The following is a 26,740-nucleotide window of genomic DNA, read 5'->3' as shown; positions in this document are numbered from 1 at the left end:
CTCTATATGCCTGTCTTCCGGCCGGAATTCCCACCGTCTCTGTGCATGAGCTTTTCAATAAAATGAACAATTCCCATGACCGCCCACGGCAGGAACCTGCCGTAAAACAGCCAGGAACAGCACAGAAGCAGACAGCCCGCTCCGCCGAACACCAGCCCCAGGCCGATACTCATCACTCCGCTCCAGAAACCTCCAAACAACTGCATGATCCCGGCAATCACCATGGCAACGCCGCCCAGGATACCTGCTATCGTCAGAAGGGCAAGCACAAGGAGCACTGTGGCCAATACAACGACAAAACCGGTTGCCGTCCCGGCGACCCCGAATACGGCCGCTATGGCAAATGGCCCAATACAGAGGATTCCCAGAGCAATCAGGAGATATTTCCACCATTTGCTGTCGTTTGAGGGAGCGCCCTGGCTTTTGTCGGCATAGCTGCCCTTTTCATAGGTTCCGTTTCCATAGGTTCCCCGGCCGCCTCCCTGACCATAGCCCGCCTGGCCGTAACTTCCCTGGCCGTGGTTCGCCTGTCTGTAACTTCCCTGCCTGTAATTGCTCCGGCCGCTGTTTGCACGGTATCCCTGCTGATTTCCCGTATGACCGCTGCCGGAATGGTTTTCATTCTGCTCCGCAGAACCGGCCGTTTTCCCGTCATTCACCACCGGATAAGCCGAGGTCCTGAACCGCCGGTCATCATATCCATTATCAGTAAACTCGCCCGCGCCCTCCATTCCTCCCAGGAGATCGGTCCGTATCACCGAGGCAATCCGCTCCGGACTTCCAAACTCTTCAAGCACCGCTTCTTCCTGTTCCGGTCCTGCCTCCTCCAGATAATCTCTATAATAATCGATTGCGTCTCTTTTGTCATCCTCCGGAATATCCTGGAGTAGAAATTCCAACTGTCTTAAAAATTCTTCTTTTTTCATTTTCCTCATACCTCCCCCAGGATCTCTGATATTCTGCGTGAATAGATGCTCCACTCACTCTTATAGAGGTTCAACTGAGCACGGCCGTTCTCCGTAATCTTGTAGTATCTTCTGTTTCTCCCGTCAATGGCCATATCGTAAGTTTCCAGACATTCCTCTTTCTGAAGCCGTCTCAGCACCGGATATAGGGTGGATTCCGAAATCTCAATGGCACGGCGGACATCCTGGGTGATCTTATACCCATAAGTCCCCTGATTTTCTCTGGAAACAGCGGCCAAAACTACTGCATCCAAAAGTGCTGCTCCTGTGTTAAATACCATTCTCTCACTTCCTGTTCTGTTGGGTTGTGTTTGTAGTGTGGTAATGATACGGGGGGCCGCATCGTTACCGGGTTATTCGCCGTCCTGTAAGTTATAACGAGGGACGGAGGATGATTACTGCAATAATATTGTGAAAATTTTAATATTGTTGTGGACTTAATATTATTTTGTTTAGTATATTATTTTTATTTATATATTATATGTTATATAGTATAGTAGTATTATATGATATATAATATTGGTTGTCAACAACTATTTTATTCTTAGGGGGAGGATTTAGTTGAAATGGGGGGACGCCGACTTCAGGATGGCGGACGGGCGGGGAAGTTGGCGGCTGAGGCCTCAGTCCCGGCGAAGGTTGTCGCCAAGGGGAATCCGGGCTGAAAAAATTCCTACGGGGACCCGCTCCCGCTTGCGGAATGCGAAGCGGCAGATCGGCACCGCCACTATATAATTCCGGATAGTTTTGTTTTGCATCAATATTTTATTTCACATCACTGGGATACGATTGGCGAAATATACTAAGACACGACCATAAAAAATAAGAAATATAAAAAACAGGATACACTATAAAATAATATAAACTATATAAAAGCCCATTCATTATCCTTTTCCAGGATACGCCGGCGATAAAACACAAACGATGGATTGTGGATAACTTTTAAAAAAATCCGAAGAAAAAGTTCCGGATATTAACAAAAGTCTCTTTTTAAGACTTAAGCCCAATTTATCCCCGATTTCCGGATAAATATAACGGCCGAAACAATACCCTCCCCCGGAAAGCCGAGGATGATCAGCCGAAGTCGGTGGACGCGGGATGGCGAAAAACTTCGCGTCTTCAGTCCCGGCCGTAACCTTTCCTGTGGGGGAGGAGGAAGAAAAAATCTGCGGAGGGGACGTTGGAATCCGCCGGTGCTTGGACGCCGTCTTATGGCGTCTTAGCATCCGCTGCGCATTCCATAAGCGCGAGCGGTCCCCGCAGCAGATTTCTTTCTTCCGGAGCCCCCACCCACATCCCCTCCGCCCGGGACTGAAGACTTCCCCATAATAAAGAGTCCGGGGACCCGGACTCACGCGCCGAGCACGGCCGCATAGCGGCATATTACATCTTCGCGCGAGTGCGCATCCTGCCCGGAGGGCTTTAATATCATAGGAGCACTTTCCTATGATATTAAAAAGACGCCTGCCATTCCGGCAGACGTCCTTAATATTAATCTATTATCGCGATCCTGATTACTCAGCATCCTCCTGAGCAGCTACTGCATCGATATCTACGTCAGCGACGTCTCCATCGTTGTACATCTCTGCCGGAGCTTCGAGAGCTTTTGTGCTGAGGCTGATCTTTCTGTCAGCTTCGTTGAAGTCTACAACTCTTGCTGTGATGATCTGGCCTGCAGATAATACGTCGGATGGTTTCTCAACGTGCTCTCTGGAAATCTGGGATACATGAAGCAGAGCATCTACGCCTGGCTCCAGCTCAACGAATGCGCCGAAATCAGTCATACGTGCCACTTTACCTTCTACAATGTTGCCTACTGCGTATTTCTCTGCAGCGTTAGCCCACGGATTGGTCTCCGGGAACTTAAGGCTTAATGCAACCTTCTCGCCGTTGATATCTTTGATCAGAGCCGTTACCTTATCGCCAACTTTGAAAACCTTCTTCGGGTTCTCAACTCTGCCCCAGGACATCTCGGAGATATGAAGTAAACCGTCGGCGCCGCCGAGGTCGATGAATGCACCGAAATCAGTTACATTCTTAACAACACCCTCAACTGTCTGTCCAACAGCGATCTTCTCAAATAATTCTTTCTGCATAGCAGCCTTCTTAGCAAGCAGAAGCTGTTTTCTGTCGCCGATGATTCTGCTTCTTCTGCCGTTCGGATTGAACTCTGTTACCACGAATTCGATCTCCTGGCCTGCATATTTGGATAAATCTTTGTCGTAAGTATCGGAAACCATGCTTGCAGGGATGAATACCCTTGTGCCTTCCACTTCAACAACAAGACCTTTTTCCATAACCTGTGTAACTTTCTCTGTCAGTACTTCTTTGTTCTCGAATGCTTCTTTCAGGCGTTTTAATCCCTTATCGGCAGCCAGTCTCTTGTAAGATAAAGCAGCCATTCCTTCGCCGTCGTTTACTTTGAGAACTTTTACTTCCAGCTCGTCTCCTACGGAAACTTTTGTTGTTAAATCCACGTTTGGTTCATTCGTGAATTCACTTCTCGTAATAATGCCTTCTGACTTACTTCCAGCGATACTGAGAATAATTTCATCTTCTTTTACGCCGATGACCTGACCGGTAACTGCCTCTCCTGCACGTAATCGCTTAATTGATGATTCTTCAAACATTTGTTCAAAACTTAATTCTGACATTAGTATGAACCTCCTCGATAATTTGATTCGGGGTAGATGCCCCTGCTGTAATACCTACGCTGCGCACAGAACCTGCCTTTTCAGGTTTGAAATCTTTCAGTGTCTGGATATAGTAAGTCTCCTTACATTCCCTTCGGCAAATCTCATACAACTTCTGAGTGTTAGAACTGTTTCTTCCTCCGATGACAATCATAACATCAACCTGTGAAGCTATCTGCCTTGCTTCCACTTGTCTTTCCTGTGTTGCATTGCAAATCGTATTTAAAACAAGTATATCATAACGCGTTTTAGAAATTTTTTCAACTAAATCTTGAAATTTATTGTAGTTAAATGTCGTCTGGGCAACAATACACAGCTTTTCACCCTCTGTAATCTGTAATTTTTCAAATTCTTCAACCGTCTGGATGACTAAAGTATCGTCATTTCCCCATCCTTTTATTCCCTCAACTTCCGGATGGCTGCCATTTCCCACTATGATGACGCGGCGGCCGGCCTCATTCTGCTCTTTTACAATCCGGTGTATCTTTTTTACAAAGGGGCAGGTGGCATCGACGATCTCAATTCCCTTCTCCTCCAGAATGTCGTAAATCTCTTTTCCGACACCGTGGGAGCGGATCACCACCACACCCTCCGTCAGTTTTCTCAGCTCGTCTTCCGTTTCAATGACTTTTACGCCCTTCTCCTCCAAATCCCGGACCACCTCTTCGTTATGGATGATCGGACCGAAGGTATAAATCGGCGTTTTGCCTTTTTCAATCTGTTCATAAACCTGATCCACAGCCCGCTTTACGCCAAAGCAGAAACCGGCTGTCTTTGCAACAATTACTTCCATATTAATCACCTTCTGCTCTAACAGCCGCAGCAGCCCTTGCTGCCCGCATCCTCCACCAGGCTCTCCATCTCATTAAGCACTTCTTCCAGCGTCATATTGGAGGAGTCCAGAAGGACCGCGTCCTCCGCCTGTTTCAGCGGTGCTATATCACGGTGCATATCACGGTAATCGCGGTCAATAATATCCTTCTCAATCGCTTCCAGGTCGCACTCCACATTCTTCTCCTGCAGTTCCTTATAGCGGCGGAGCGCCCTGACCCGGCTGCCCGCGGTCAGATATACCTTCAGGTTGGCGTCGGGAAGCACGCATGTGCCGATGTCCCGGCCGTCCATCACCACGTCTTTTCTCTGCGCCAGCTTTCTCTGCAGTTCCAGCAGTTTCTTTCTGACGGGTGCGTAGACCGATGTGGCGGACGCCATATTGCCTACCTCTTCGGTTCTGATAAGGCCCGTGACATTCTCCCCGTTCAGGATGAGCTGCTGGGCCCCGTCTTTATATTCAAGGGAGATTTCCACTTCGCCGCAGGCTTCCTCAATCGCCCTGCCGTCTTCCTTATCAATTCCTTTTCTCAGAAAATACAGTGCCATCGCCCTGTACATGGCGCCTGTATCCACATAGATATATCCAAGATTTTTTGCAAGCTGCCTTGCAACCGTGCTCTTGCCCGCTCCCGCAGGCCCGTCAATCGCTATATTAAACGGCATTTTTCCTGTTCCTCCCTGATATTTAAACTTTTATCTCTACTGCGCGCCTGCCGCGCTCCTGCCGGCCAGAAACCCGGTCGACCAGGCAATCTGAAGGTTATATCCTCCCGTCACCGCATCCAAATCCAGAACTTCCCCGGCAAAATAAAGGTTCTTCGCCAGTTTCGATTCCATTGTGGAGGGATTCACCTCTTTTACGGTAACTCCGCCCTGGGTGATAATGGCCTCATTGAATCCCCGCAGCCCCGTGATGGTGAGTTTAAAATCCTTTGTAGCTTCCACAAGCCGTCTCCGTTCTTCCCTGGTAATCTCATTGACCTTCTTTTCGGGAGCAATGCCGCTCCTCTTTATCATAACGGGAATCAGTTTAGAGGGATACAGATGGTTCAACGCATTACTGAACTGTTTGTTTTTCACCTCATCAAAATCCCTGAGGATTCTGGCATCCAGCTGCTCCCCGGAGAGGGCCGGCTTTAAGTCGATGGACAGCATGACCATTTCCCCCTTTAAAAGCCGCTTTGCAACATAACTGCTGGCGCTTAACAACACCGGCCCGGAGACGCCGAAATGCGTAAACATCATTTCGCCAAAGTCGCGGTACAGCTCCTTCTTTCCGTCGCTCACCGAGATCTCTATGTTTTTGAGCGCCAGGCCCTGAAGCTCTTTCACCACGTCCTCCGCCGTAATGAACGGCACCAGAGCCGGGCTCATTTTTGTGACGCTGTGTCCCGCCTCCTTTGCAAGGCGGTATCCGTCACCCGTGGACCCGGTGGTCGGGTAGGACAGGCCTCCCGTCGCCACGATGACGGCCGACGCGCTCTCCTTCTTACCGCCGCGTTCCAGAATCACTCCTTTTACGGCGTCCCCCTCCATCCAGAGGCTCTTCACGCCTTCGTTTAAATGGACTTCCACGTCCAGGCTCTTAAGCTTTCCCGCAAGGGCATTTATCACGTCCGAGGACTTGTCCGACACGGGAAAAACACGGCCTCCGCGTTCCGTCTTAAGGGGGCAACCCGCCTCCTTAAGCAGATCCATGATGTCCGTGTTGGTAAAACCGTAAAATGCGCTGTACAAAAAACGCCTGTTGGTAACCACGCTGGAAAACAGCTGTTCCAGATCGCAGTCGTTCGTCACGTTACAGCGGCCTTTTCCGGTGATAAAAAGTTTCTTGCCCAGTTTCTCATTTTTCTCATATATAACGGCCTTTTTGCCGCATTCAGCGGCGGCGATGGCAGCCGCCATGCCTGCTGCCCCGCCGCCGATTATAATAATCTTATCCATCCTGTAATTTCATCCGGGCTTTTGCCCGCTCCTTTATGCGTTTACAGTAGAATACTATGAATTGCGCTCTTTTTCAACCTCTTTTATTTTTTGCTCCAGCGCTTCCACCACTGTTTTTAAGACTTTTACCCTGGCATAGTACTTGGAATTGCCCTCCACGATGGTCCACGGCGCATAGGTGGTGGAGGTGCGCACCAGCATCTCGTTGACCGCGGCTTCATAGGCATCCCACTTTTCCCTGTTTCTCCAGTCCTCGTCCGTAATCTTCCACTGTTTGGCCGGATCGTTCATCCTCTGGTTGAAACGGCGTTCCTGCTCTTCCTTGTCTATATGGAGCCAGAACTTCAGGACCACAGCGCCGAAGTTCGCCATATGGGCCTCCATCTCGTTGATTTCCTGATAGGCCCTGCGCCAGTCTTCTTCTTTGCAGAAGCCCTCGATCCGTTCCACCATAACACGGCCGTACCAGGTGCGGTCGAAGATTGCAATGTGGCCCGCCTTCGGCATATTGTTCCAGAAACGCCACAGATAGTGATGGACCTTCTCTATATCATTGGGAGCGGCCGTCGGGTTTACTTTATAGCCTCTCGGGTCCAGGTGGCTGGTCAGTCTTCTGATAGCTCCGCCCTTGCCTGCCGCATCCCAGCCCTCAAAGCCGATTACCACCGGAATTCTCAGGCGGTAAATCTCACTGTGGAGATATTCAAGCCTCTTCTGCAGCTTATCCACTTCCGCTTTGTACTCGCTCTTATCCAAGGATTTCGTCAGATCAACGCCCGAGAGCACGCCGTTTTTGAAACGGTCCTGAGGCGCGGGGGCGGCAGCCATGGCGGCCGTTTCCTTCTTCTCATCCTCCCGTCTGTTCACCTCATATTCCATGCGGTCGGCCACCGTAGCGAGAATCTTCATCGCCGCGTAATTTTTGTCCGTGGCTTCGATGATCGTCCATGGGGCATAGCCGGTATCGGTCCGTTCCAGCATCTCCTCGTTCATCATCAGGTATTTGTCATATTCCTTATTTCTCTTCCAGTCACCGTCTGAAACGCGCCACTTTGTTTCTTTATTCGACGTCAGCTTTTCAAAACGCTTTTTCTGCTCTTTCTGTGAAATATAGAGGAACAGCTTGATAATCACACAGCCGCCTTCCGAAAGCTGTTTTTCAAAGGAGGTAATGTCGGCAAAGGCCCCTGGAAGCTCATCACGCTTTGTAACTTTGTCAAAACGGTCCACGGTTACCTTATCGTACCAGCTCCTGTCAAAGATGGCAATACGGCCGTCCTCCGGCGTCTTGGTCCAGTAGCGCCACAAAAAGGGGCGCATCCGCTCTTCCTCTCCCGGTTTCCTGCTGGCATAGACATCAAAGCCCCTTGGATCGAAGGACTGGATCAGACGGTTAATCTGCACGCCTTTTCCGGCGGCTCCCAAGCCCTCAAACACAATCACCACCGGAATTTTCTCCGCCTTGCACTTTCTCTGCAGCAGGCCCAGGCGCTCTCCCAGCTCCTCGCTGACCCGTTTATAAGTCTCTTTGTCAACCGTTTTTTGCAGATCCACCTTTTCCAGCATATCTTCCCTCCGTTTCTAAGCCTCTTCTGGCTCACTCTGAGATGTTGCCACTGTCATTGCCTCGTGTTCCTTCTTTATTTCATGGTACAGATGTACCGAATCCCAATCCTTGTTCACCGGAGTCAGTACTGCCTTATAATCAATGCGGCCGATTCCCTTTCTGCGGAGTGACTTGATGAAAGCGTCCACCTGTGGTGAAGTGAGTCCTGCGAGAAGCGCCATCTCATCCTCAAAACCCTCCGATGCCAAAACTTCGTCCGAAGGACATGCGGCAGCGGTCAATTCTTCCATTCCCTTCACTCCGGCGAGCGTTCCCAGAGGTTTCATATAGTCCTCTTTCTCCACCTGCCTGATTCGGAATCCCAGAGGCAGAAGCGCCTGCCTGATTTTCATCAGCCTGTCCTTGTCGTTAAAGTTATAAAGAAGCACTGTTTCTTTCATCCAATTTTCTCTCCTTTAAGAATTTCCTTTTTCAGAACAGAGTAAGCTGTTCGTACTGATAATTTTTCTTATATGAATGAATTATATCCGGCATTTTGTATAAAATACCGGCTTTCACGCATTCTTTCTCAAACAGGCCGTAAAGGCTCCTTGCCTTCGGGCTGCTGCAAAAATATCGGTCTCCATATCGTTTTTCATACTGCTGCCTCAGATTCTCCCCCGGGAAAATACGATCGAGACTGCTGTAAAAATAATCTCTCTGGCGATCCCGAAGCGTCACGCCGAACATGGGATAAATAAATCTGGCTTTCGATTCCCTGGCAAGTTCAATCATTCCCAGTATGTTTTCCTTTGTGTCTTCCAGAAAAGGCAGCACCGGGGTCATCACGACTCCGGTGTAAAGGCCGGCATCGCTTAGTTCCTTCACCGCCTTAAAACGCTCCGAGGATGGTGGAACTCCTGGCTCCAGCTTCTTTGAAAGGGCATCGTCGCAGGTCGTAATCGTGAGCATGCAGTTGACCGGGGACTGCTCGGCAATCACCTGATAGAGCAGGATATCCCTCAGGATTCCCGTACTCTTTGTGAGCATGGATACGCCGAAGCCAAAGGCCCCAATCAGTTCCAGGCTGTGCATCGTCAGTTCCATCTCTGTCTCGTGGGGATTGTAGGGATCACTCATGGCCCCGGTGCCTACCACGCCTTTCTTCACCTTGCGCCTTAAATCGTCCCTGACAATGAGAAGGGCATTTTCCTTGGCCTTCACATTTTCAAAGTCATCCACCCTGTAACAGCTGCTCCTGCTGTCACAGTAGATACAGCCATGGCTGCAGCCGCGGTACAGATTCATATTGTAGTCACTGCCGAACCAGGAGGTATCCTTATTCTTCGTCACAATCGTCTTTGCGGGAATCAGTTCCATTCATCCGTTCCTCTCTGGCTGTTCTTGCAGGGACTTCCTGTTTTACAGGGGCCCTTGCCCGGACAGACTCCGTCTACTTTTTTAGCCCCCGCCATGCGAAGGAATTCCCTCATGGCCGCTGTGATGTATTTCCCTTTTTTGCTGGCAAATACGACTCTCCTGCAGGCCAGCGGATCACCAATTTTATAGTATACCAGCTTCTCATTTTCAGGCAGGCAGCCGATAATATCCGCCCGGATGAATACGGCGCCCACTCCGTTGGAAGCAATGTTCATGGAGGTCAGGACCTGATCCATCTGGATTGCCACCTTGGGGGTGAATCCCGCATTTCTGCACATGTTAAAGCTCCTCTGGTACATGTCGTTGCCCGGCTTCATTATAATGAAGGGAATATCCTTAAAAAGCTCCAGAGGCACCGGTTCATAAGAATCCGACAGAAACCGTTCCGTAACGACATCCTGATAGGACAGACGGTAGGGCTGCAGCCTCTTATTGATGGGATAGGAGGCCGGTACCAGAAGGATAATCTCCTCATTTTTGAAAAAGAACCGTTCCACCGAAGAATCCTCATAGAGAGCCGTCTCGATGACCAGATCAAGCGATTCATCCTCAAGTCCTTCCTTCAGTTCTTTGACATTCCCCTCCAGAAGATCGATTGTCACATTGGGATACTTCTCCCTGAAACGTCCTATCAGATCCGGAAAGACGAAGGAACAGAAAAATGAGGCTCCCCCGATTGACAGGGAACCCGTGTTAAGCTCCCTCAAATCTTTGAAATAGGCCTGCAGATTTCTCTGGATAAACAGGATCTCTTCAATTGATTTAATATAATATGCGCCCTCTTTTGTGACTGTAAGCGGTATTGTGCTTCGGTCAAAAATGGGCGCACCTATCTCATTTTCTGCCTTCCGCACCATGTTGCTCAGCGCCGGCTGGCTGATAAATAATTTTTTCGCTGCTTTTGAAAAGCTTTTTTCCTGATACACTGAATACACATATCTCATTTCATTCAGCAAGTAAATTCCTCCCGTCCTTATATGTATATTGCGATAAAAAGCCTGTCATGAAAACATCCCATCATTGCCGGAAGATGAAACGCACGCGCTGCGCACAGATCACCATTATCAACGATATAGGGCCCACTTCATGAAGCCTTACATCATCAAAACAGAAATCTACTTCTGGCAGCGCCGGAAGCAGATTTCTGTTGGCTGGATAACGAATTATCCTGATGTATTTATTTTACCACTATTTTCCTTCCCAGGCAAATTACTTTTCCATTTTCTTATCGTAAATATCATATCTGCTAATCTGCGTTTACTTTACCATCCCGCTGGGAGAAGCTTGAATGCACCCAGAATGGCATATATAATGGTTCCGCTGTAAAGAAGTATTATGATTCCCTGAATGACCGGATTATACATCCATCCGCAGTTCCAGTCAGGCTCAATCTCACCTTTTTTTCTCGCCCCCCTGAGCATGAAGATTGGAAGAATCGCCATGATTGCGCCGGCAAAGGTGCCGGAGAAATAGATTGCGTCCACAAAGCCCACAGCTCCGCTGAGAGTAAGTGCAAGCGGTATTCCCACAATCACAATTGTAATCGGCAGACGGATTTTTACGTCCTCGTCCGAGTGGAATTTAAATTTATCGACAATGTTGGAAAGCAGCGTCTGGGAAATGGCCCAGTACGATGTAAGCATTGCAATCAGTGCAAAAATGTTGGCGATATAAAGCGCCCATAATCCCAGGGAACGTCCCCATGCAATGGTCGCAACCTGTGTCAGATCCTCTGCCGGTGTGATGTACATAACCCCCATCGGAACAATTATCAGAAGGATACAGACAATCAGCTGTCCGATGGCAATAGCCGGGGCCAGTTTTTTCGGGTCGTGGGACAGGCCCCTCGCCAGATCAGGTACAAGGTACTGTCCGATATAGCTGAATGCCGCAACGTTAAAAATCGGGATTGCATAAGTCCAGTTGCTTGTAAAAATTCTCGACAGGTCGCCGTTTTTGGCAATCATGGATGCCGCTGTAAGAACTACCAGCATGACAATCATACCGATACTCATCAGCTTGTTGCCGACGCCCATGGCCTTTAACCCAAACCAGGCAACTCCCGCCGCCGGAACCAGGAATATCAGGGTGCCGACCCAGTCCGGCACGCCCAGAAGTTCATTCATGATGTTTCCGCTGCCTGAAAAGTAAGCGATCATACAGCTTAAGGAGTTGATTACCACGGCTATGAATATGAGAATCGAACCCGCAGGTCCCAGGTATCTCTCCGCCAATCCCGGAAGCTGGACCAGCGTCCTCGTCCGGAGCGTTGTCTCCGCCACGTACATCATCGAAAACAGGGTCAGTACACCGGTGACGATAAACCAGAATACCAGGACCGGAAGTCCGGCCAGCCTGGCTGAATACGCTGTTCCCAGACAGCCCGATCCGATTCCGCAGCCTACAACCGAAAATACGACTTCCGCCGGTGTCAGTTTATGTATTTTTAACGCGCCTTCTTCATATTTCGGCTGCGTCGTTTCTTTTTTTTCATTTTCCCCCATTATGTTTTGCCCCCGTTCCTAGTATTTCTCAACTGCGTCCATGGAGAAGGTGTCTTCCTTGAAATCATTGAAATAAGGAATACGGCTTCTTACCTTCAGGACCTCATTCAGATCAATCTCGCATACGAGCAGCTCTTCTTCCGTCTTGGAAGCTTCCGCCTGCACGACGCCGTCGGGACCGACAATTTTCGAGGTGCCGCAGCAATTATCGTATACAGGGTTGGAACCCGCCATAAACATCAGGTTGAACAGTGCGTTTCCTGCAAGATCCACGTCCCATCTGCGGGCCGCCGGAATGCTCCATACTGCGGAACAGAATACCAGCTCGGCTCCCTTGAGGGCTTCAATTCTCGATGGCTCCGGGAACTCCACGTCATAGCAGATCAGCATGCCGATCTTACCGAACTTGGTGTTGATTACAGGGAAGCTGTCTCCTTCACAGAATTTTAATTTTTCCGTGCCCCAGGCATTTACTTTTCTCATATTGCCGATTACTTCGCCATTGTCATCAATAAATATGCATGAATTATACATTTTTCCGGGTATATGTACGGATTCGGCATAGCCTGCAATGATGTGCATGCCCTTTGCCTTTGCGCATTTTCTCATCGTCTGTACAAACGGCCCGTCTACCGGCTCCGCCAGTCTCTGCAGTTCTTCCGATTCCAGGAAATATCCCGTGTAGGCAAGTTCCGGGAAGCAGATAATATCCACATCCTGTTCCGCCGCCTCATCAATCATCTCCATCATCTTTCGCAGATTTTCCTTTGTGTCGCCCTGGATTACTTTCATCTGGCCGAGAGCGATCTTAACTTTTCTGTCCTGTCCCATTTTCCTCTTCTCCTTTTTTATAATAACCTGCCCTGCGATCCCCTTTCATATGAAGCTTTCCCCGTATCGTATGCAGTGTTTATACATGATAGTTTAAGGCGATAAATGGGGGTTTTCACCTGTTATACAGATTTTTCTATGCCTTATAACTTCGCAATTATAACTGTTATAAAAGCCGATAACCGCATTTATAATCTGCGTGTTACCGGCTTTCTGTATTCCGTATAAGGGGCAGCCTAATCACCTGCGGTAAGGGAGCCCGTGTTATCAACGATTTTCCATTCTCCGCTTTCCGTATTTTCCATCAGATAGAAATACTGCTCCGTATATCCATCGTCTAAAAACGTCTTTGTATGGTCATACTCGACATAGTAGCCCGCCCAAACCACAACGAAATGATCTTCAATCTTTTCATCCGTCCATCCACGGGCGGCCTCCAGTTCGCTATTCTTATAACGCCTCTTAACTCTTTCCGTCTCAATCTCATTAATCCTGATTTCATGAATCCGGATGCTCTTTGTATACTCTTTGCCGGCCTGCCCCTCCGTTGATTCGGCCGCCGGGATACATTCACTTAATTCATCAAATGCAAGAGCGACTATACCTCGCTGCGCTTATCCCTGCTTGCTGTCGGACAAGATGTTATTTTCTATGGAATAACAGTATTTTCCATACCTGGACGAAGTTTCTGCTATAGCCTGTTCGGACCGCATCCAAAACAAATCAACGATTTTATGATCCTCCATTTGTTCACCTCCCCGTTCATGTAACAGCAGTTCAAGCGGCAGCCACCCATGTGACAGCCATCCATATATTGTGCCCTTCACTTATCTACTTCCCGTTTAATTTATCCGGTTGCATGAATCCGCTCTTTTTTTACTTTTATCAGCAGGTTTTACGCGAACGCTTCATTGCCAATCCATATTTTTTTACCAATTCAAAAAATGCAGAACGGCATAGCCTGCGCTATGCTGTTCTGCAAAACTATAAAATTATGAGCAGTGAGGATTATTCTTCACCCAGGCAGACCATCTTGCCGTCTTTTACGATCAACTCATCATCAAAGGTGATGGTCGGATTGTACTGCACCATGTCGATATGTACTGTGGAACGTGCAGGCTGGCCGTAGTAGAAGCCGTTGCCCATTGCGATATGGCAGGTTCCCCTTGCCTTTTTCTCTTCCTCGAAGTCACCATTGAACATGCAGGCCGGGTTCAGTCCGATACCGATCTCTGCGATGTTGTCGCTGTCTTTGACTTCCGCAATCTGGCGGCGGATTTCTTTACAGATCTTTGCGTCTCCGCCTACTACCTCTACGATGCGTCCGCCTTCGATCTTAAGCTCAACCGGGATGGTCGGGCAGCCATAGTAGCAGATTGGCCCGTCAATGACAAGTTTTCCATGGGTGGTTCCAATAACCGGCCCTAAGGATACTTCGCCGTCCGACCATGCCATTGCATCTCCAGGGTTGCGGGCAATGCCGCACTCGATGATTGGCTCCATCTGGTTCATTTCCATATACAGGTCGGTTCCGGCCGGTGTTGTGATGTGGGCGTTCTTCTTGCCTCTCCAGATTGCCTGCAGTCTCTCGCCGTCTGCGTATACTGCCTCGTAATCCGCCAGGGCGCCGCCTCTTGTGAAGTTGTCGATATGTCTTAAGCAGATGGAAACTTCACGCAGCTTCTTCTCGTTCATCAGCTCTTTTAAACGGTTGTTGTAGATAGCGGCTCCGGATGCCGTCGTCATGCCGACGAATACGTCGCAGGCCTCCATAGCCAGTTCCAGCGTCTTCGGGAAAATCGTAGCTTTGTCTTTTCCGCGGATTGGCATCATGCTTACGTTATACTCGGCTCCGCACATTAAAGCGGCTGCCGCCATGGCGTTTGCCATACGCATATCGGTCTGCGGGTCGATGGCAATCAGGACTTCCTCGCCCGGTTTTACTGCCATCAGGTTGGATAAAATATAGTGCGCTCTCTCGATACATTCAATAATTCTGTTGTCTTCCATTGTCTTATCTCCTTTTTGAATTTACTCCTGTTTCCGTCTGGAGCAGAACCTCTGTTACTTATATTTCTGTTTCAGAACCTGAGTATATTGTAGTAATTTGCGCACTATATTTCATCCGTTATATGTATTTTTCTATATCATATCACCATTTGGTTATACATTTTCAAATGTGTGTAAAAGTTCCTCCAAAAGACATGCCGCACGCTCTTTTGCCATATTGAGGAGCGCCTCCGCATCGTTGCCGTAAATATCAAGCCCTTCGGCCGACAGGCAGTCAAAGCGTTCAATCCCGAGCATCTGGCACAGCGCCCTCATGTACTCTCCGGCAAGATCCGGGTAACCTGCGGGCATAACTCCCGTGTAGCCTCCCCTGGTCGTCACATAGATCATACGTGAAGCGCGGCAGTCTCCCACGGTCTCCCCTTTCTCATTGTAATGGAATGTCATTCCGCTGACGCACATGCGTTCCAGATACACACGCAGCAGGCTGGGAAAAGAAAAATCCCAGAACGGCGCGGCGATAATGACCGCGTCGGCCGAAGCGAACTGCCTCGTCAGCTCAAAAAAAGGATCCTCGAAACAGCCGGAGGCAATCAGCTCATTTCTCAGCTTCACCTCACCGGCATCTAATGGTTTTAAACCACATTCCATCAACCTCACCGTCTCAAGATCAATCCCCTGCCGGTTCTTAAGCCCATCCACAAGGCATCCCGCCAGCTCTCTGGTGCGTGATTCCTCCCCTCTGATGCAGCAGTCCACAAATAAAATTCTCTTCATAATTCTAATTCTCCTCTCATTCTTCTTCCGGCGAAAACACGGTTCTGTCATAGACATCCTCTCCGTTTATAACAAGCTGCTCTATCTGTTCCGCATTGACGACCGGCTCCGTATTGAGTTCTCCGGAATAATATAAATACAGCACCTTAAGATTCGGCAGTTCTGCAAACACAGACAGATCATAGCCGTCAGGCACCGAAAGAAACATCTCCTCCACCTGGGTCAGCTGATCCATATTCTGAAGATCGGCGGTATTGATATCCAGATAGGAAAGCTCTTTAAGACCTGCAAGAGGGGACAAATCCCGAACGGAAGGGACCGTAAGTCTCAGGCTTTTCAGATGTGTAAGTCCGCTCATCGGGCTAAAATCCTTTATATTCGGATAGATTCCCCACATATCAAGCAGCTCCAGGTTCTTAAGCGGCCTCAGCCATTCGAGATCCTCCATCTGCCTGTCGGCGGTCAGCCAGAGACGTTTGAGGCCCGTCATGGAGGAAATCGGACTGATGTCCTCAAGATCCTCCAACAGAAGATCGAGGGAAACCAGGTTCTTAAATTCCAGTAAATCCTCGATTGTCAAGCTTTGAAGACATTTCCGAAGACTTCCTCCCCGGTATCGTGATAACTCCGGCCGCGGAGGATACCGAAGCGGCCAGTCCAAACAGAAGCAATACCGCTTTCATCTGTCCAATCATATGTACTCCTTTCCAACGCTCCGGGCAGGCAGGCTCTCCCCTCTTCCCATGCTCCCGCAGAACATGGTTTAAGTGTACCATACCATGCCTAAAAATCAACCGGACAATCAAAATAACGCCCCGGATGCTCCGGGGCGGCAGACTATCGGCAAATGCTTGTTTCCTTTGATGGTCCGGCGGCAGGCCCGTATGAAGTGCCTGCCGCCGTCCATATGATAATAATTCCTTATTCCTCTTCCTTTCTCTGCACGCCGGCCATATTCATAAATTCCCGCATCGCAGATGTGGTGTATTTCCCCTTCTTTGCGGCAAAACTGACCGGCCGGGTTGCCAGCGGATCTCCAATCTTATAATAGGTCAGCATCTCGTTTTCCGGCATGCAGCTCACAATATCGGAGCGGATAAATACGGCTCCAACGCCGTTGGATGCAATGTTGACCGAAGTAAGAACCTGATCGACCAATAAGACTGTCTTCATCGTAAAACCGGCGTTCCTGCAAATCTGGTTACTCCTCTGGAACATATCATTGCCGGGTTTCATCGTAATAAAAGGCACCTCCCGGAGTTCATAAAGCGGAACCGCCTCCACCTCGTTACCGGCAAATCTTCCCGTACAGATATCCTGATACGTCAGGCGGTAAGGCTGGAGCCGCTTATTCACCTGATACCGGGTGGGAACGGCCAGAATAATATTCTCATTATTATAAAAATAGCGTTCAATATTGGCTCCGACATCGGTTGCTGTCTCAATCACCAGATCCACCGTTTCATTCTCAAGCCCTTCCCTCAGTTCCCCAATACTTCCCTCCATCAGATTGATCACCACATTTGGATACTTGTCCCGAAACCTTCCTATCAGGCCGGGGAATACGAATGAACAGAAGAATGAGGATCCGCCAAGAGAGAGACTGCCTGTATTCAGCTCTTTCAAATCCATAAAATAGGACTTTACATTCCTCTGGATAAACATGATGTCCTCAATCGACTTGATATAGTAGTCCCCCTCCTTTGTAACGGTAATTGGGATTGTACTGCGGTCAAAAATCACGATTCCAATATCTTTTTCCGCCTTTCTCACCATTTTGCTGAGGGCCGGCTGGCTGACCTGCAGTTTTCTCGCCGCTTTTGAAAAGCTTTTCTCCTGATATACGGCATACACGTATTTCATCTCATTAAGCAAATGACTTCCCCCAGTCATACTGTTTTTCATTGCAATTATAGATACCAAAAGACAGGCCTGATTCGGCTCGAAACCCATTCAGACCTGTCTCTTACATTAAGCTGTCTGCCTCTTTCTTCTGGCTAACTGCATTCCGATAATCACAGCAAACAGTGCAATTCCGATCAGATCCGTAACATTCCCCGCATCTACCATAAGGACGCCGCAGATTACCAGCAGAATACTCTCCCACCATTTACAAGGTATGAGAAAATACCTGGTAAAGCCTGTGGCAATTCCGATCATGCCAATGATTGCCGTAATAATCGCCTTTGCTACCATCAGAATAAAGAACGGCGTACTCCAACCCGGATTGACCAAAACCAGCACCGGATTCATCACAAAGATATACGGTACCAGATAAGCGGCAAATCCCAGCCGGAATGCATTAAATCCTGTCTTCATCGGATTCGCCTTTGCAATACCGGCCCCGGCAAAGGCGGCCAGAGCAACCGGCGGCGTAATATCGGCCACGATTCCAAAATAGAACACGAACATGTGGGCGGCAATCGCAGGAACCCCCAGGGCTACCAGCGCCGGTGCGGAAATCGTTGCCTGTATGATGTAATTGGCCGTGGTCGGCACGCCCATTCCTAGAATAAGGGAACACAGCATCGTGAATATCATTGTCATGATCAGGCTTCCGCCCGCCAGTTCCACGATTCCGTTCGCCATCTTAAGCCCCAGCCCGGTTGCCGTGACGACACCGACAATAATGCCGGCGCAGCCGCAGGTCACAGCTACGGAGATGGCGCCTCTGGCCGTCTCTTCCAGACAGAAGACAAATTTTTTCAAAAAGTCCAGTACATTAAATTTTCCGGTCTGACGGACGATCTCAATCACCCAGATGATCAGACATGAGATAATACCGTACATGGCCGCATTCATCGCCGAACGGCCCATAACCAGCAGCGCTACGATGACAATAATAGGGGCCACCCGGTACCAGCCGGTTTTCAGCAGATGACGGACCTCCGGCCTCTGCTCCTTGGGAATTCCCAACAGCCCGTTTTTCACCGCTTCAAAATGTACATTTGTAAAAATACCGGTAAAATATAACAGCGCCGGTATACATGCCGCCAGGGCTATCGTTCCGTACTTCGTTCCAACGTACTCCGTCATAATGAACGCAGCCGCTCCCATGATCGGGGGCATAATCTGGCCTCCGGTCGAGGCCGCCGCCTCTACCGCCCCGGCAAATTCAGGCTTATAGCCGGATTTCTTCATAAGTGGTATTGTAATCGAACCGGTGCTTACCGTATTCGCCACCGAACTGCCGCTGATGGTTCCCTGCAAAGCGCTGGCCACAACGGCCGCCTTCGCCGGTCCGCCCACGCTTCCGCCGCAGGCGCCCATGGCCAGACCCGTCATCCAGTCTCCCACGCCGCTGGCCTTTAAAAAGGTGGCAAACGCAAGGAACAGGAATATAAATGACGATGAAACATAGATTGGTGAGCCCAGGATTCCCTCTGTTCCCAGCCACTCCAGACAGACTAACCGCTTTAACGTCATGCCCCGGTGGAACAAAAATCCCGGAAGGTGATTACCAAATAATGCGTATAACAGGAACACGCTGCCGACACAGACAATGACAAGTCCGGCCACACGCCGCGCCGCTTCCAACAACAGCAGAATGGCTAAAATACTGATTACCATATCCATCGTTGTAAAACGGCCCGCCCGCAGAAGCAGCTGATTATAAAATACAATATGGTAGGCAGAACAGGCAAATGCCAGCGCCGCCAGAATATAATCATAGAACGGGATCTTATTGCTTGGCTTTCCGTCAATTGGATAAAGCAGGTAAGCCAGAACCATTGCAGCTCCCACGTGGGGTGCCCTTTGCAGGGTGGAAGGGAATGTTCCGAAAAGTCCCGTATAAAGCTGGAAGACAGACCAGGCTACTGCAATGACAAATACAATTTTTGCCGGAGTTCCGCTCAGGCGGCGAAACTTCGACTCTTTGTCAAATTGGGTCATGACTTCTTCGCTGTTGACTTCCTGTTCATCAAGCTTAATGGTTGTGTCTTCTTTATACATTCCTACCTCCTGTACTTAAATGCCATGCTCAAAGTGTCATTACATTCAACTGCAGGAATTTAATCGATCAGAAGGCTGGAATCCACAGCGATGCCCTTTTCTTCATAGAAACGCGCGGCGCCGGGATGAACCGCGGTAGTGATACCCGCAAGTCCGCCTTCCAGGCTGATATCATTTCCGGCCGGATGAGCGGCCGCAATTTCTTCCGCACTTTCATAGAAAGATTTTGTTATGTTATAAACCGTATCATCATCCAGATCTGCGCGGCAGTAAAGCACGGCCTGGCATGTAATCGTCTGGAAATCCTCGGTATTGCTGTACGTTCCCGCCGGAATCACCATTTTTTCATAGTAAGGAGCTTCCGCCCGAACCTTCTCGATCTCTTCATCGCTGACGCTGATATAAGCCAGATCCATAGATGTTGTCATCTCCACGATGGATGAGGCAGGCACATTAAGAACTGCACAGGAGGCATCGATATGCCCGTCCTGCATCTTTACGGCGGCGTCTCCGAACCCATCCTGCTGCGGCTGGATATCCTTATTTACATCAATACCCGCGGCTTTAAAAACCAGATCAGAGGTTCCGGCCGTACCCGAACCGGTAGGTCCGATTGCAACCTTCAGTCCCTTGAGGTCGGTAACCGATTTCGCATTTGTGCTTGCATTGGCAACGATTTGATAAACCTCGTGGTAAACAACGCCGATGGCCCGGAAGCTTCGGATCTCTCCCGTATCTGCAAATGCACCGCGGCCGTTCCATGCATCGTCTGCCGTAGCGTTCATGGCGATGCCCAGATCAAATTCCCCAATGTCTATCATATTCAGATTTTCCACCGAAGCTCCGCTGGCCTGGGAGTCCAGAGAAATACCTTCGAGTCTCTTGTTCATCGCACTGGCCATGGCTCCGCCCAGGGCAAAGTACGTTCCTCCCGAGGAGCCGCTTCCCATAATCATGGCAACTGTTTTACCGCTGGGAGCTGCGGGCTGTGCGGCTTCACTCTCCGCCGCCTGCTCCTGCTTTGTCTCCCCGCCCCCTTCCGACGCGGCCGGCGGTGTCTTGGAACCACAGGCTGTAATCGTGAGTATTAAAACCATAGCCAGGACAATACTCAAAATTTTCTTCATTTTCTCCATACACTATCCTCCTCTTTCGTTAATGGTTATATCATGACGGACGTTCCCAAGATCTACTCTTCGCCAAGGCAGACCATTTTGCCGTCTTTTACAATCAATTCGCCGTCAAAGGTGATGGTCGGGTTATACTGCACCATGTCGATATGTACCGTGGAACGTGCCGGCTGGCCATAGTAGAAGCCGTTGCCCATTGCGATATGGCAGGTTCCCCTTGCTTTCTTCTCTTCCTCAAAGTCTCCGTTGAACATACAGGCCGGGTTTAAACCGATTCCGATCTCCGCGATGTTGTCGCTGTCTTTTACTTCCGCGATCTGGCGGCGGATCTCTTTACAGATCTTAGCGTCTCCGCCTACCACCTCTACGATGCGTCCTTCTTCGATTTTAAGCTCTACTGGGATGGTCGGACAGCCATAGTAGCAGATTGGCCCGTCGATGACAAGTTTTCCGTGGGTGGTTCCGATTACCGGTCCTAAAGATACTTCTCCGTCCGACCACGCCATTGCATCGCCAGGATTGCGGGCAATGCCGCATTCGATGATGGGTTCCATGTCGTTCATCTCCATATACAGGTCGGTTCCGGCCGGTGTTGTGATATGGGCGTTCTTCTTGCCTCTCCAGATTGCCTGCAGTTTTACGCCGTCCGCATAAACCGCCTCATAATCCGCCAGGGCTCCGCCTCTTGTGAAATTGTCGATGTGTCTCAAACAGATGGATACTTCACGCAGCCTCTTCTCATTCATCAGTTCTTTTAAGCGGTTGTTATAGATAGCTGCTCCGGATGCCGTCGTCATGCCGACGAATACATCGCAGGCCTCCATAGCCAGTTCCAGTGTCTTCGGGAAAATCGTTGCTTTGTCTTTTCCGCGGATTGGCATCATGCTTACATTATACTCTGCTCCGCACATCAAGGCTGCCGCCGCCATGGCGTTCGCCATACGCATGTCGGTCTGCGGGTCAATGGCAATAAGAACCTCTTCTCCCGGCTTCACTGCCATCAGATTTGATAAGATGTAGTGCGCTCTCTCGATACATTCAATGATTCTGTTGTCTTCCATAGTCTCTCCTTTTCTTGAAGTGATGTGTGTTACAGTTACCGTTCCCGCCGGAATTCAACGGCGTATCTATAAAAACAGTTTTATCACTGTCCTTATCTATTTCGCTTCTTTATTTCGACAATTCAGACAAACATTAATATAGTATCTGTTATAAGTTTATCATAATGCCAATTCTCTATAAATCAACGCGATATTTTCCAACATGTTCCCATAACTTCCCGAAAGCCGGTGAAGCCCGATTCCAAGGGCGTTCCCGGCTTTTTCGCCTTTTGGGGAAGTTCCCGTATCTTGGCGAATCCCGGCGCATCTTGATGGCCGTGAGTAGTAAAACGAGTAGTAAAACGCGTTTTTGCTACGCCGCGACGCGTCGCATCTCCTCCGCAGCCGTGCAGCCGTCCATATGGGCGTAGTACCCGAGCGTCATCTTGATGTCCTTATGGCCCATGATGTATTGCAGCGCCTTCGGGTTCATCCCGGCCTTCGCCATCTCCGTGCAGAACGTGTGGCGCAGCGTATGCGGTGTCATGCCATCGGGAAGCTCCATCTTTCCCTTCTTCGCGTACTTGCCTCTCAGCCCCCTGAACACCCGGTCGTAATCGCCGCCGACCCTCGGCAGCCCGTCCCTGTTGAGGAAGATGAAGCCCGTTCGCCCATCGACGTTCAGGGGCTTCGCCTTCGGCCTCGATGCCATGACATGCTCGAACGCGGCCATCACCTCGTCGGTCATGTAGATGTAGCGCCTGCCGCTCTCCGTCTTAGGCTCATCGACCCGGTATCCCCCGCCGTCCGCGCGAGCGAGCTGGTGGTCCACGAAAATCACCCTGTTCGTCAGGTCGATGTCCGCCTCGGTCAGCCCGCACATCTCCGATATGCGCAGCCCAGTCCCGAGGAGGATGACCACCTCGTCGATGTACCTGTGATAGACGGCGTCCGACCGCATGAAACCGAGCAGCGCGTCCACCTGCTCCCGGCTCAGCGGCTCCCTCTCCGTCACGTCCCTCTTGATGACGGTCGCGAGCTTGAAATCGAACGGGTTCTTGCGTATGCAGTCATCGGCTATCGCCAAGTAGAACGCCGCCTTGAGCGACCGCTTGTGGTTGGAGATGGTGGAGTAGGCGAAGCCCTTGGACTTCATGCGCTGCGCCCATTCCTTCGCATCGGACGGCTTCACGCCGCCTATCTCCCGCGAGCCTATCGCATCCTCGAAGAGCAATCGCTTGAGCTGCGCCCTCGACCTCTCCGTCCCCTCGCGCACGTCGAGGCGGCATCTCGTGAACTTCGCGTAGAGCTGGCTGACCGTCATCTTCTTGCCGATGGGGTCTATCCCGTCCTCAAGGTCACGGCGTATCTCGCGCTCCCTCTCGCGCAGCGGCCTGCACGGCCTCTTACCGGCAGGGAGCCTGTCGGTCTCCACCAGTCTCCATGAGTAGATGAACTTCGGCTTTCCGTCCCCGTCCGTGTATTTGAAGACATAGAGGCCGTTGGCCTTTTGGCTCTCGCCGGTGTTCAGTATCCTATTCTTGTTGTCTCGTCTTTTCTGTGACATCCATATATCGCTCCTTCCATATGGAAAGAGCCTTGGTATGCTACTGCTATTATAGCATAACCAAGGCTCTTTTTCATCATCTAAATCACGTCCGTCGCGTCGATGAACCGCTCGAACGCCTTGCGTTTGACCTGAACGCGGTTGCCGTTCATCACCACCCAGTCAGGCGGCGGCATCTCCGAGGCAAGGCGGCGCAACTTGCCCTCGCCTATGCGGAAGTACCGGGCCGCCTCCTCGATGGTGAGCGTGTACTTCTCCCATACGGGTATGTCCTTCGCACCCATGCGCCCACCTCCTCATCACGGCTCGAACCGCAGCATCGCGGCGAGCAGCTTTCCTTGGAGCTGCGTCTTTCTCAGGGTATCGACCCCGTACTCGACGCGCCCAAACTCATCGAGGAAGGCGTGCGTGCAGAGCTGGTCCATATAGCCGTCGAAATAGGCGAGGACCTTCTGCATGGCAACGGGGTCGCCTGAGACCGCCGCGACCATTACCTCATAGCTCATCATCACCAATCACCTCCTCTAAACGCGCCCTCAGCGCGAGGAGCGCCTTCGAGCGCCTGAATTGGACCGTGGAGCGAGGGCACCCAAGCTCCTCGGCGATGCGCCTGTCCGTCCACTCTGCGAAGTAGTAGAGCAGGACGATGGCTTGGTCGCCTTTGGAGAGGCCATGGATGGCCTCGGCGAGAACGGTATCCATCACCACGACCTCCCGACCGACCACCTCAAACACGACCTCCTCCGATATGAGGTCATCGGGTGAGGCCAGCCTGTTCAGCTCGCTCTCGTGCATGTCGGAGAACACGGTCTCCCATCGCGCCTCACGCGCCTGCTTGCGAATGATGTCCGTCCTCGCGTTTCGAAGCGTCCTCTTGCAATAGGCGCAAAACATCTTGACGGCTGCCATCTTCTCTTCTTCTGAAATCATCGTGATTCCTCCTTTCTACAAGGAACACGATACGACCATGCAGTTTGCCGAGAAAATAGCTTTTCAGAAGAACATATATGTAGAAATTGTAGAGATACTTTACATCCAGACATCACACGGGACTGGAAAGATTTGAGCGCCATTTGCCATTGATTATCACAAATGGCGACTGACGACATCCGATACGCATCATCTGCCCCAGCTTCACCCTCTTGTTGGCAACTCGTCCAACGGTCTGCGTGTAAGGGATGCGGGGCACAGATAGGGTGCTCGGATATAATGCGGCATATGGGGTTACGGGCCATCCGCTTCCCCACTGCGTCCACAACAAGTAGAAAGGAAGATGACCATGGCGCAAGATTTTGGAGACGATGTAGGCGATATGCTTCTTCGCAACATCACTAGATACAGTGAAAAAGCGATTGGCCTAATCCTAAATGAGTATTTCAAGTCAGCCATCCGCGATTGGCAACAGGCGAAGCTCGAAGAAGAAGGCATGCCGAAAGAAGAGGCCGCGATAAAGGCCGAGGTCATGGCTTCTCGCGAGCATATCTGCATGCCATTTGGAAACTCGACCGATGCGGCCTATTTCGCACAGGTTGTGCGCGAGAACGGCACTTATGCCGCAGCGATGACCGATGACAATGGCAATGGGTATGTCCAGTTTGCCAAAGATGACCTTCAAAAGGTGCGGGAATGCACCGTGCAATTCTCCGAGGTCATGACCAATCTCAAATGCGGGGAAATCTCCGAGTTGATTGCAAATGGGAAACCTGTGACGCAGGATGTGTTCAAAAGCCTTAAGCCCATCAAAAATCTACCGGATTTGCCGAATGTGGATGGCATAGAGCTTAATCTACGTGATGTCACGCTTATCCCCGTGGCGATTCGCTTCACCGATACGCCAGATAAAGTCGAAGTCAGAACGTTCTCAGAACAGGACACCGCTGACCTCGATATGGACTCCGAGGTGTTCTTCTCCGGCTACACTCACGATGAGCTTACCGATATGGTCGGAAAGGCAACCGGCGAGGACTTCATTGTCGAAAGCGTCGGTGAACCCTATCAGGTCAAGGCAAGAATAATCGAACAGGAGTCTCGCGCAGCGGATTTTCCCGAGCAGACATATGATGACCGCGTAAACGATACCTATAACCACACCGAGGGTATACGCGACAAGGTGCTCAACGCCCGCGAACAGTGCCGCGATTTCGATGATTTCAAGGAACTCCTTGCCAAGGAGTACATCGGTGTCACGGAAGGCAAGAATGGCGAGTTGATGTTCTACGAAGCTCGTCGTGATGAGAACGGTGAAATCCTCGACCGTGGACCAAACAAGGACGGTCTGATGGACTGGGCCGTCGGAGCGAAGACCCTCCGGGACAGGTACAAGTGCGATGTGACTCACGACTGGTTCGAGAAGAACACGCCCAAGGAGCCGACCGCTAATGAGACCGCCCACGAGGTCGTTCCCCCGCAGAAGGACCTGAACCTCATCTGCAACGCGGTGCGCGGCGACCTTAAAGAGCACGGCATCGAGACGTATGACCGTCCTGACGGCAAGATGGGGTTCCTTGTGGATGTGAAGCACAAGCAGGACGTCATCAAGGCCGTCGAGACGCGTTTTCCCGGTCATGCACCGGAGGAACTGGGAATCGAGTTCTTCGACCACGGTCCAAGTCATGGGGCGTCGTTGGAAAACGTCAAGGACTCGCGTGAACCGCAGGTGACCGATGGTTCCCTCGACATGAACGGCTCGACTCCCGACATCAATCAAGGCATCGAGTCCCATGATGGCATGGATACTATGGTGAACACGCTGCGCATCGAGCGCGAGCAGAACGGCACCGAGGTTTCACCTTCCATGGTGCGTGAGCAGTCCGACCGTAGCCGCGAGAAGTATGACCTGAACTCTCAGGCCAAGGAGTGCCGCGCCGCGAGCAAGCAGCTCTCGCAGACCAACGACTACCCCGACCGCGACATTTCCGACAAGTTCCAGCAAGAGCGCTAGAAGGGAGCCTGATATGACCAACATGAACGAGTATCTGCCGGAGCGCCTTGCGACGAACCCCTTGCAGGCCATGGAATCTGACAGCGACATCGAGGCCATCGCCGATGCGGTGATAAGCGCCAGCGTCCTGCGCGATGAGTGCGACGGGGACGCGGCTTTCAAGAAGAGCGCGAGGCAGCTCCTCTACGCCTGCCTCGGATACCTGCGCGACTGGTGCTCATTGGAGCAGCGGACAGTCGGAAACCTCAAGGCCCTCCTCGACGCGGCGCGTCCCTCCTCATCGGGTTCCACCGTCACAGACCTCGGGGACCTGTTCTACGAGATAGAGTCGGGCTGCAAGCGCGTCATCAGCGCGGACGGCATCACCATGAGTTGGGAGCCGACGGCACTTGAGCGCAATGACGGCACCTGCCCCCGCGACACCAACGGCATCCGACCCGAGGACGATTTCTGCCTCGGGTGCTACAAGCGCTTCGCACAGGGCACCGCGCCGACCACCCGCGCCTCCATCGCCGTCTCGCTCTCCCGCGCCCTGCCGGGACGCGAGGGTTAGGAAGGAGGGTC

At 50.8% G+C, this 26,740-nt stretch carries 26 protein-coding genes; 2 read left to right on the top strand and 24 right to left on the bottom strand.

The annotated features are described in order from the left end of the window. Positions 1-2 precede the first annotated feature (2 nt). The 24 genes from V3C10_11505 to V3C10_11390 form a co-directional block, all read right to left on the bottom strand. Positions 3-926: a DUF1700 domain-containing protein gene (locus V3C10_11505; protein ID WVP64403.1), complete on the bottom strand. Its 924-nt coding sequence runs from the start codon at positions 924-926 to the stop codon at positions 3-5. Positions 927-931: 5 nt separating this feature from the next. Further along, complete coding sequence (locus V3C10_11500) at positions 932-1,246, bottom strand: PadR family transcriptional regulator (GenBank protein WVP64402.1); 315 nt, start codon at positions 1,244-1,246, stop codon at positions 932-934. Between the two features lie 1,233 nt (positions 1,247-2,479). Beyond that, complete coding sequence (rpsA, locus tag V3C10_11495; GenBank protein ID WVP64401.1) at positions 2,480-3,619, bottom strand: 30S ribosomal protein S1; 1,140 nt, start codon at positions 3,617-3,619, stop codon at positions 2,480-2,482. Next, positions 3,600-4,451: a 4-hydroxy-3-methylbut-2-enyl diphosphate reductase gene (gene ispH / locus V3C10_11490; protein ID WVP64400.1), complete on the bottom strand. Its 852-nt coding sequence runs from the start codon at positions 4,449-4,451 to the stop codon at positions 3,600-3,602. Before ispH ends, rpsA begins: the two co-directional genes overlap by 20 nt. A 17-nt stretch (positions 4,452-4,468) precedes the next feature. Beyond that, positions 4,469-5,155 carry a (d)CMP kinase gene (gene cmk, locus V3C10_11485; protein ID WVP64399.1) on the bottom strand — a complete coding sequence of 229 codons (687 nt, stop codon included), beginning with the start codon at positions 5,153-5,155 and terminating at the stop codon, positions 4,469-4,471. A 36-nt stretch (positions 5,156-5,191) separates the two neighbouring features. Beyond that, positions 5,192-6,436: an NAD(P)/FAD-dependent oxidoreductase gene (locus V3C10_11480; GenBank protein ID WVP64398.1), complete on the bottom strand. Its 1,245-nt coding sequence runs from the start codon at positions 6,434-6,436 to the stop codon at positions 5,192-5,194. Between the two features lie 54 nt (positions 6,437-6,490). Continuing rightward, entirely contained in the window at positions 6,491-8,002 is a 1,512-nt protein-coding gene (gene pap / locus V3C10_11475) for a polyphosphate:AMP phosphotransferase (GenBank protein WVP64397.1), read from the bottom strand. A 15-nt stretch (positions 8,003-8,017) separates the two neighbouring features. After that, on the bottom strand, positions 8,018-8,443 hold the full coding sequence (locus V3C10_11470) for a DUF3783 domain-containing protein (protein WVP64396.1): 426 nt from the start codon (positions 8,441-8,443) through the stop codon (positions 8,018-8,020). Between the two features lie 31 nt (positions 8,444-8,474). After that, positions 8,475-9,362: a radical SAM protein gene (locus tag V3C10_11465; protein ID WVP64395.1), complete on the bottom strand. Its 888-nt coding sequence runs from the start codon at positions 9,360-9,362 to the stop codon at positions 8,475-8,477. Further along, complete coding sequence (locus V3C10_11460; GenBank protein WVP64394.1) at positions 9,353-10,378, bottom strand: LysR family transcriptional regulator; 1,026 nt, start codon at positions 10,376-10,378, stop codon at positions 9,353-9,355. Before V3C10_11460 ends, V3C10_11465 begins: the two co-directional genes overlap by 10 nt. 306 nt (positions 10,379-10,684) lie before the next feature. Further along, positions 10,685-11,926 (bottom strand): aromatic amino acid transport family protein, encoded by a 1,242-nt coding sequence (locus V3C10_11455; protein ID WVP64393.1) that lies wholly within the window; start codon positions 11,924-11,926, stop codon positions 10,685-10,687. Between the two features lie 18 nt (positions 11,927-11,944). Then, complete coding sequence (locus tag V3C10_11450) at positions 11,945-12,757, bottom strand: nitrilase-related carbon-nitrogen hydrolase (protein ID WVP64392.1); 813 nt, start codon at positions 12,755-12,757, stop codon at positions 11,945-11,947. 236 nt (positions 12,758-12,993) lie between these two features. Then, positions 12,994-13,146: a hypothetical protein gene (locus V3C10_11445; GenBank protein WVP64391.1), complete on the bottom strand. Its 153-nt coding sequence runs from the start codon at positions 13,144-13,146 to the stop codon at positions 12,994-12,996. Positions 13,147-13,765: 619 nt separating this feature from the next. Then, positions 13,766-14,767 (bottom strand): aminopeptidase, encoded by a 1,002-nt coding sequence (locus V3C10_11440; GenBank protein WVP64390.1) that lies wholly within the window; start codon positions 14,765-14,767, stop codon positions 13,766-13,768. Positions 14,768-14,920: 153 nt separating this feature from the next. After that, on the bottom strand, positions 14,921-15,544 hold the full coding sequence (locus V3C10_11435; protein WVP64389.1) for an NAD(P)H-dependent oxidoreductase: 624 nt from the start codon (positions 15,542-15,544) through the stop codon (positions 14,921-14,923). 16 nt (positions 15,545-15,560) lie between these two features. Continuing rightward, complete coding sequence (locus V3C10_11430; protein ID WVP64388.1) at positions 15,561-16,124, bottom strand: hypothetical protein; 564 nt, start codon at positions 16,122-16,124, stop codon at positions 15,561-15,563. A 341-nt stretch (positions 16,125-16,465) separates the two neighbouring features. Continuing rightward, a complete protein-coding gene (locus tag V3C10_11425; GenBank protein WVP64387.1) occupies positions 16,466-17,419 on the bottom strand; it encodes a LysR family transcriptional regulator in 954 nt (317 codons plus the stop codon). Between the two features lie 96 nt (positions 17,420-17,515). After that, the gene (locus V3C10_11420; GenBank protein ID WVP64386.1) at positions 17,516-19,498 is read right to left on the bottom strand and encodes a TRAP transporter permease; all 1,983 of its coding nucleotides are present in this window, start codon (positions 19,496-19,498) and stop codon (positions 17,516-17,518) included. Between the two features lie 59 nt (positions 19,499-19,557). Beyond that, positions 19,558-20,634 (bottom strand): TAXI family TRAP transporter solute-binding subunit, encoded by a 1,077-nt coding sequence (locus tag V3C10_11415; protein WVP64385.1) that lies wholly within the window; start codon positions 20,632-20,634, stop codon positions 19,558-19,560. A gap of 53 nt (positions 20,635-20,687) precedes the next feature. Further along, the gene (locus V3C10_11410) at positions 20,688-21,689 is read right to left on the bottom strand and encodes an aminopeptidase (protein ID WVP64384.1); all 1,002 of its coding nucleotides are present in this window, start codon (positions 21,687-21,689) and stop codon (positions 20,688-20,690) included. A gap of 352 nt (positions 21,690-22,041) precedes the next feature. Next, complete coding sequence (locus V3C10_11405; protein ID WVP64383.1) at positions 22,042-23,235, bottom strand: site-specific integrase; 1,194 nt, start codon at positions 23,233-23,235, stop codon at positions 22,042-22,044. Between the two features lie 80 nt (positions 23,236-23,315). Further along, on the bottom strand, positions 23,316-23,519 hold the full coding sequence (locus tag V3C10_11400; GenBank protein WVP64382.1) for an excisionase: 204 nt from the start codon (positions 23,517-23,519) through the stop codon (positions 23,316-23,318). 15 nt (positions 23,520-23,534) lie between these two features. Beyond that, positions 23,535-23,744: a helix-turn-helix domain-containing protein gene (locus V3C10_11395; protein ID WVP64381.1), complete on the bottom strand. Its 210-nt coding sequence runs from the start codon at positions 23,742-23,744 to the stop codon at positions 23,535-23,537. Further along, positions 23,731-24,165: a sigma-70 family RNA polymerase sigma factor gene (locus V3C10_11390; GenBank protein ID WVP64380.1), complete on the bottom strand. Its 435-nt coding sequence runs from the start codon at positions 24,163-24,165 to the stop codon at positions 23,731-23,733. The genes V3C10_11395 and V3C10_11390 overlap by 14 nt, the downstream gene beginning before the upstream one ends. A 349-nt stretch (positions 24,166-24,514) precedes the next feature. Between V3C10_11390 and V3C10_11385 the strand changes: the two genes are divergently transcribed. After that, on the top strand, positions 24,515-26,176 hold the full coding sequence (locus tag V3C10_11385) for a hypothetical protein (GenBank protein WVP64379.1): 1,662 nt from the start codon (positions 24,515-24,517) through the stop codon (positions 26,174-26,176). 13 nt (positions 26,177-26,189) lie between these two features. Continuing rightward, on the top strand, positions 26,190-26,729 hold the full coding sequence (locus tag V3C10_11380) for a hypothetical protein (protein ID WVP64378.1): 540 nt from the start codon (positions 26,190-26,192) through the stop codon (positions 26,727-26,729). Positions 26,730-26,740: the final 11 nt, after the last annotated feature.

Source organism: [Clostridium] symbiosum (assembly GCA_036419695.1).
GTDB classification, from domain to species: domain Bacteria; phylum Bacillota; class Clostridia; order Lachnospirales; family Lachnospiraceae; genus Otoolea; species Otoolea symbiosa_A.
This window is presented reverse-complemented; position numbering and strand designations above follow the sequence as displayed.

Coding starts and splice junctions, on each gene's coding strand:
- V3C10_11505 (WVP64403.1), bottom strand. CDS start 926: ATGAAAAAAGAAGAATTTTTAAGACAGTTGGAATTTCTACTCCAGGAT.
- V3C10_11500 (WVP64402.1), bottom strand. CDS start 1,246: ATGGTATTTAACACAGGAGCAGCACTTTTGGATGCAGTAGTTTTGGCC.
- rpsA (WVP64401.1), bottom strand. CDS start 3,619: ATGTCAGAATTAAGTTTTGAACAAATGTTTGAAGAATCATCAATTAAG.
- ispH (WVP64400.1), bottom strand. CDS start 4,451: ATGGAAGTAATTGTTGCAAAGACAGCCGGTTTCTGCTTTGGCGTAAAG.
- cmk (WVP64399.1), bottom strand. CDS start 5,155: ATGCCGTTTAATATAGCGATTGACGGGCCTGCGGGAGCGGGCAAGAGC.
- V3C10_11480 (WVP64398.1), bottom strand. CDS start 6,436: ATGGATAAGATTATTATAATCGGCGGCGGGGCAGCAGGCATGGCGGCT.
- pap (WVP64397.1), bottom strand. CDS start 8,002: ATGCTGGAAAAGGTGGATCTGCAAAAAACGGTTGACAAAGAGACTTAT.
- V3C10_11470 (WVP64396.1), bottom strand. CDS start 8,443: ATGAAAGAAACAGTGCTTCTTTATAACTTTAACGACAAGGACAGGCTG.
- V3C10_11465 (WVP64395.1), bottom strand. CDS start 9,362: ATGGAACTGATTCCCGCAAAGACGATTGTGACGAAGAATAAGGATACC.
- V3C10_11455 (WVP64393.1), bottom strand. CDS start 11,926: ATGGGGGAAAATGAAAAAAAAGAAACGACGCAGCCGAAATATGAAGAA.
- V3C10_11450 (WVP64392.1), bottom strand. CDS start 12,757: ATGGGACAGGACAGAAAAGTTAAGATCGCTCTCGGCCAGATGAAAGTA.
- V3C10_11440 (WVP64390.1), bottom strand. CDS start 14,767: ATGGAAGACAACAGAATTATTGAATGTATCGAGAGAGCGCACTATATT.
- V3C10_11435 (WVP64389.1), bottom strand. CDS start 15,544: ATGAAGAGAATTTTATTTGTGGACTGCTGCATCAGAGGGGAGGAATCA.
- V3C10_11420 (WVP64386.1), bottom strand. CDS start 19,498: ATGTATAAAGAAGACACAACCATTAAGCTTGATGAACAGGAAGTCAAC.
- V3C10_11415 (WVP64385.1), bottom strand. CDS start 20,634: ATGGAGAAAATGAAGAAAATTTTGAGTATTGTCCTGGCTATGGTTTTA.
- V3C10_11410 (WVP64384.1), bottom strand. CDS start 21,689: ATGGAAGACAACAGAATCATTGAATGTATCGAGAGAGCGCACTACATC.
- V3C10_11405 (WVP64383.1), bottom strand. CDS start 23,235: ATGTCACAGAAAAGACGAGACAACAAGAATAGGATACTGAACACCGGC.
- V3C10_11400 (WVP64382.1), bottom strand. CDS start 23,519: ATGGGTGCGAAGGACATACCCGTATGGGAGAAGTACACGCTCACCATC.
- V3C10_11395 (WVP64381.1), bottom strand. CDS start 23,744: ATGATGAGCTATGAGGTAATGGTCGCGGCGGTCTCAGGCGACCCCGTT.
- V3C10_11390 (WVP64380.1), bottom strand. CDS start 24,165: ATGATTTCAGAAGAAGAGAAGATGGCAGCCGTCAAGATGTTTTGCGCC.
- V3C10_11385 (WVP64379.1), top strand. CDS start 24,515: ATGGCGCAAGATTTTGGAGACGATGTAGGCGATATGCTTCTTCGCAAC.
- V3C10_11380 (WVP64378.1), top strand. CDS start 26,190: ATGACCAACATGAACGAGTATCTGCCGGAGCGCCTTGCGACGAACCCC.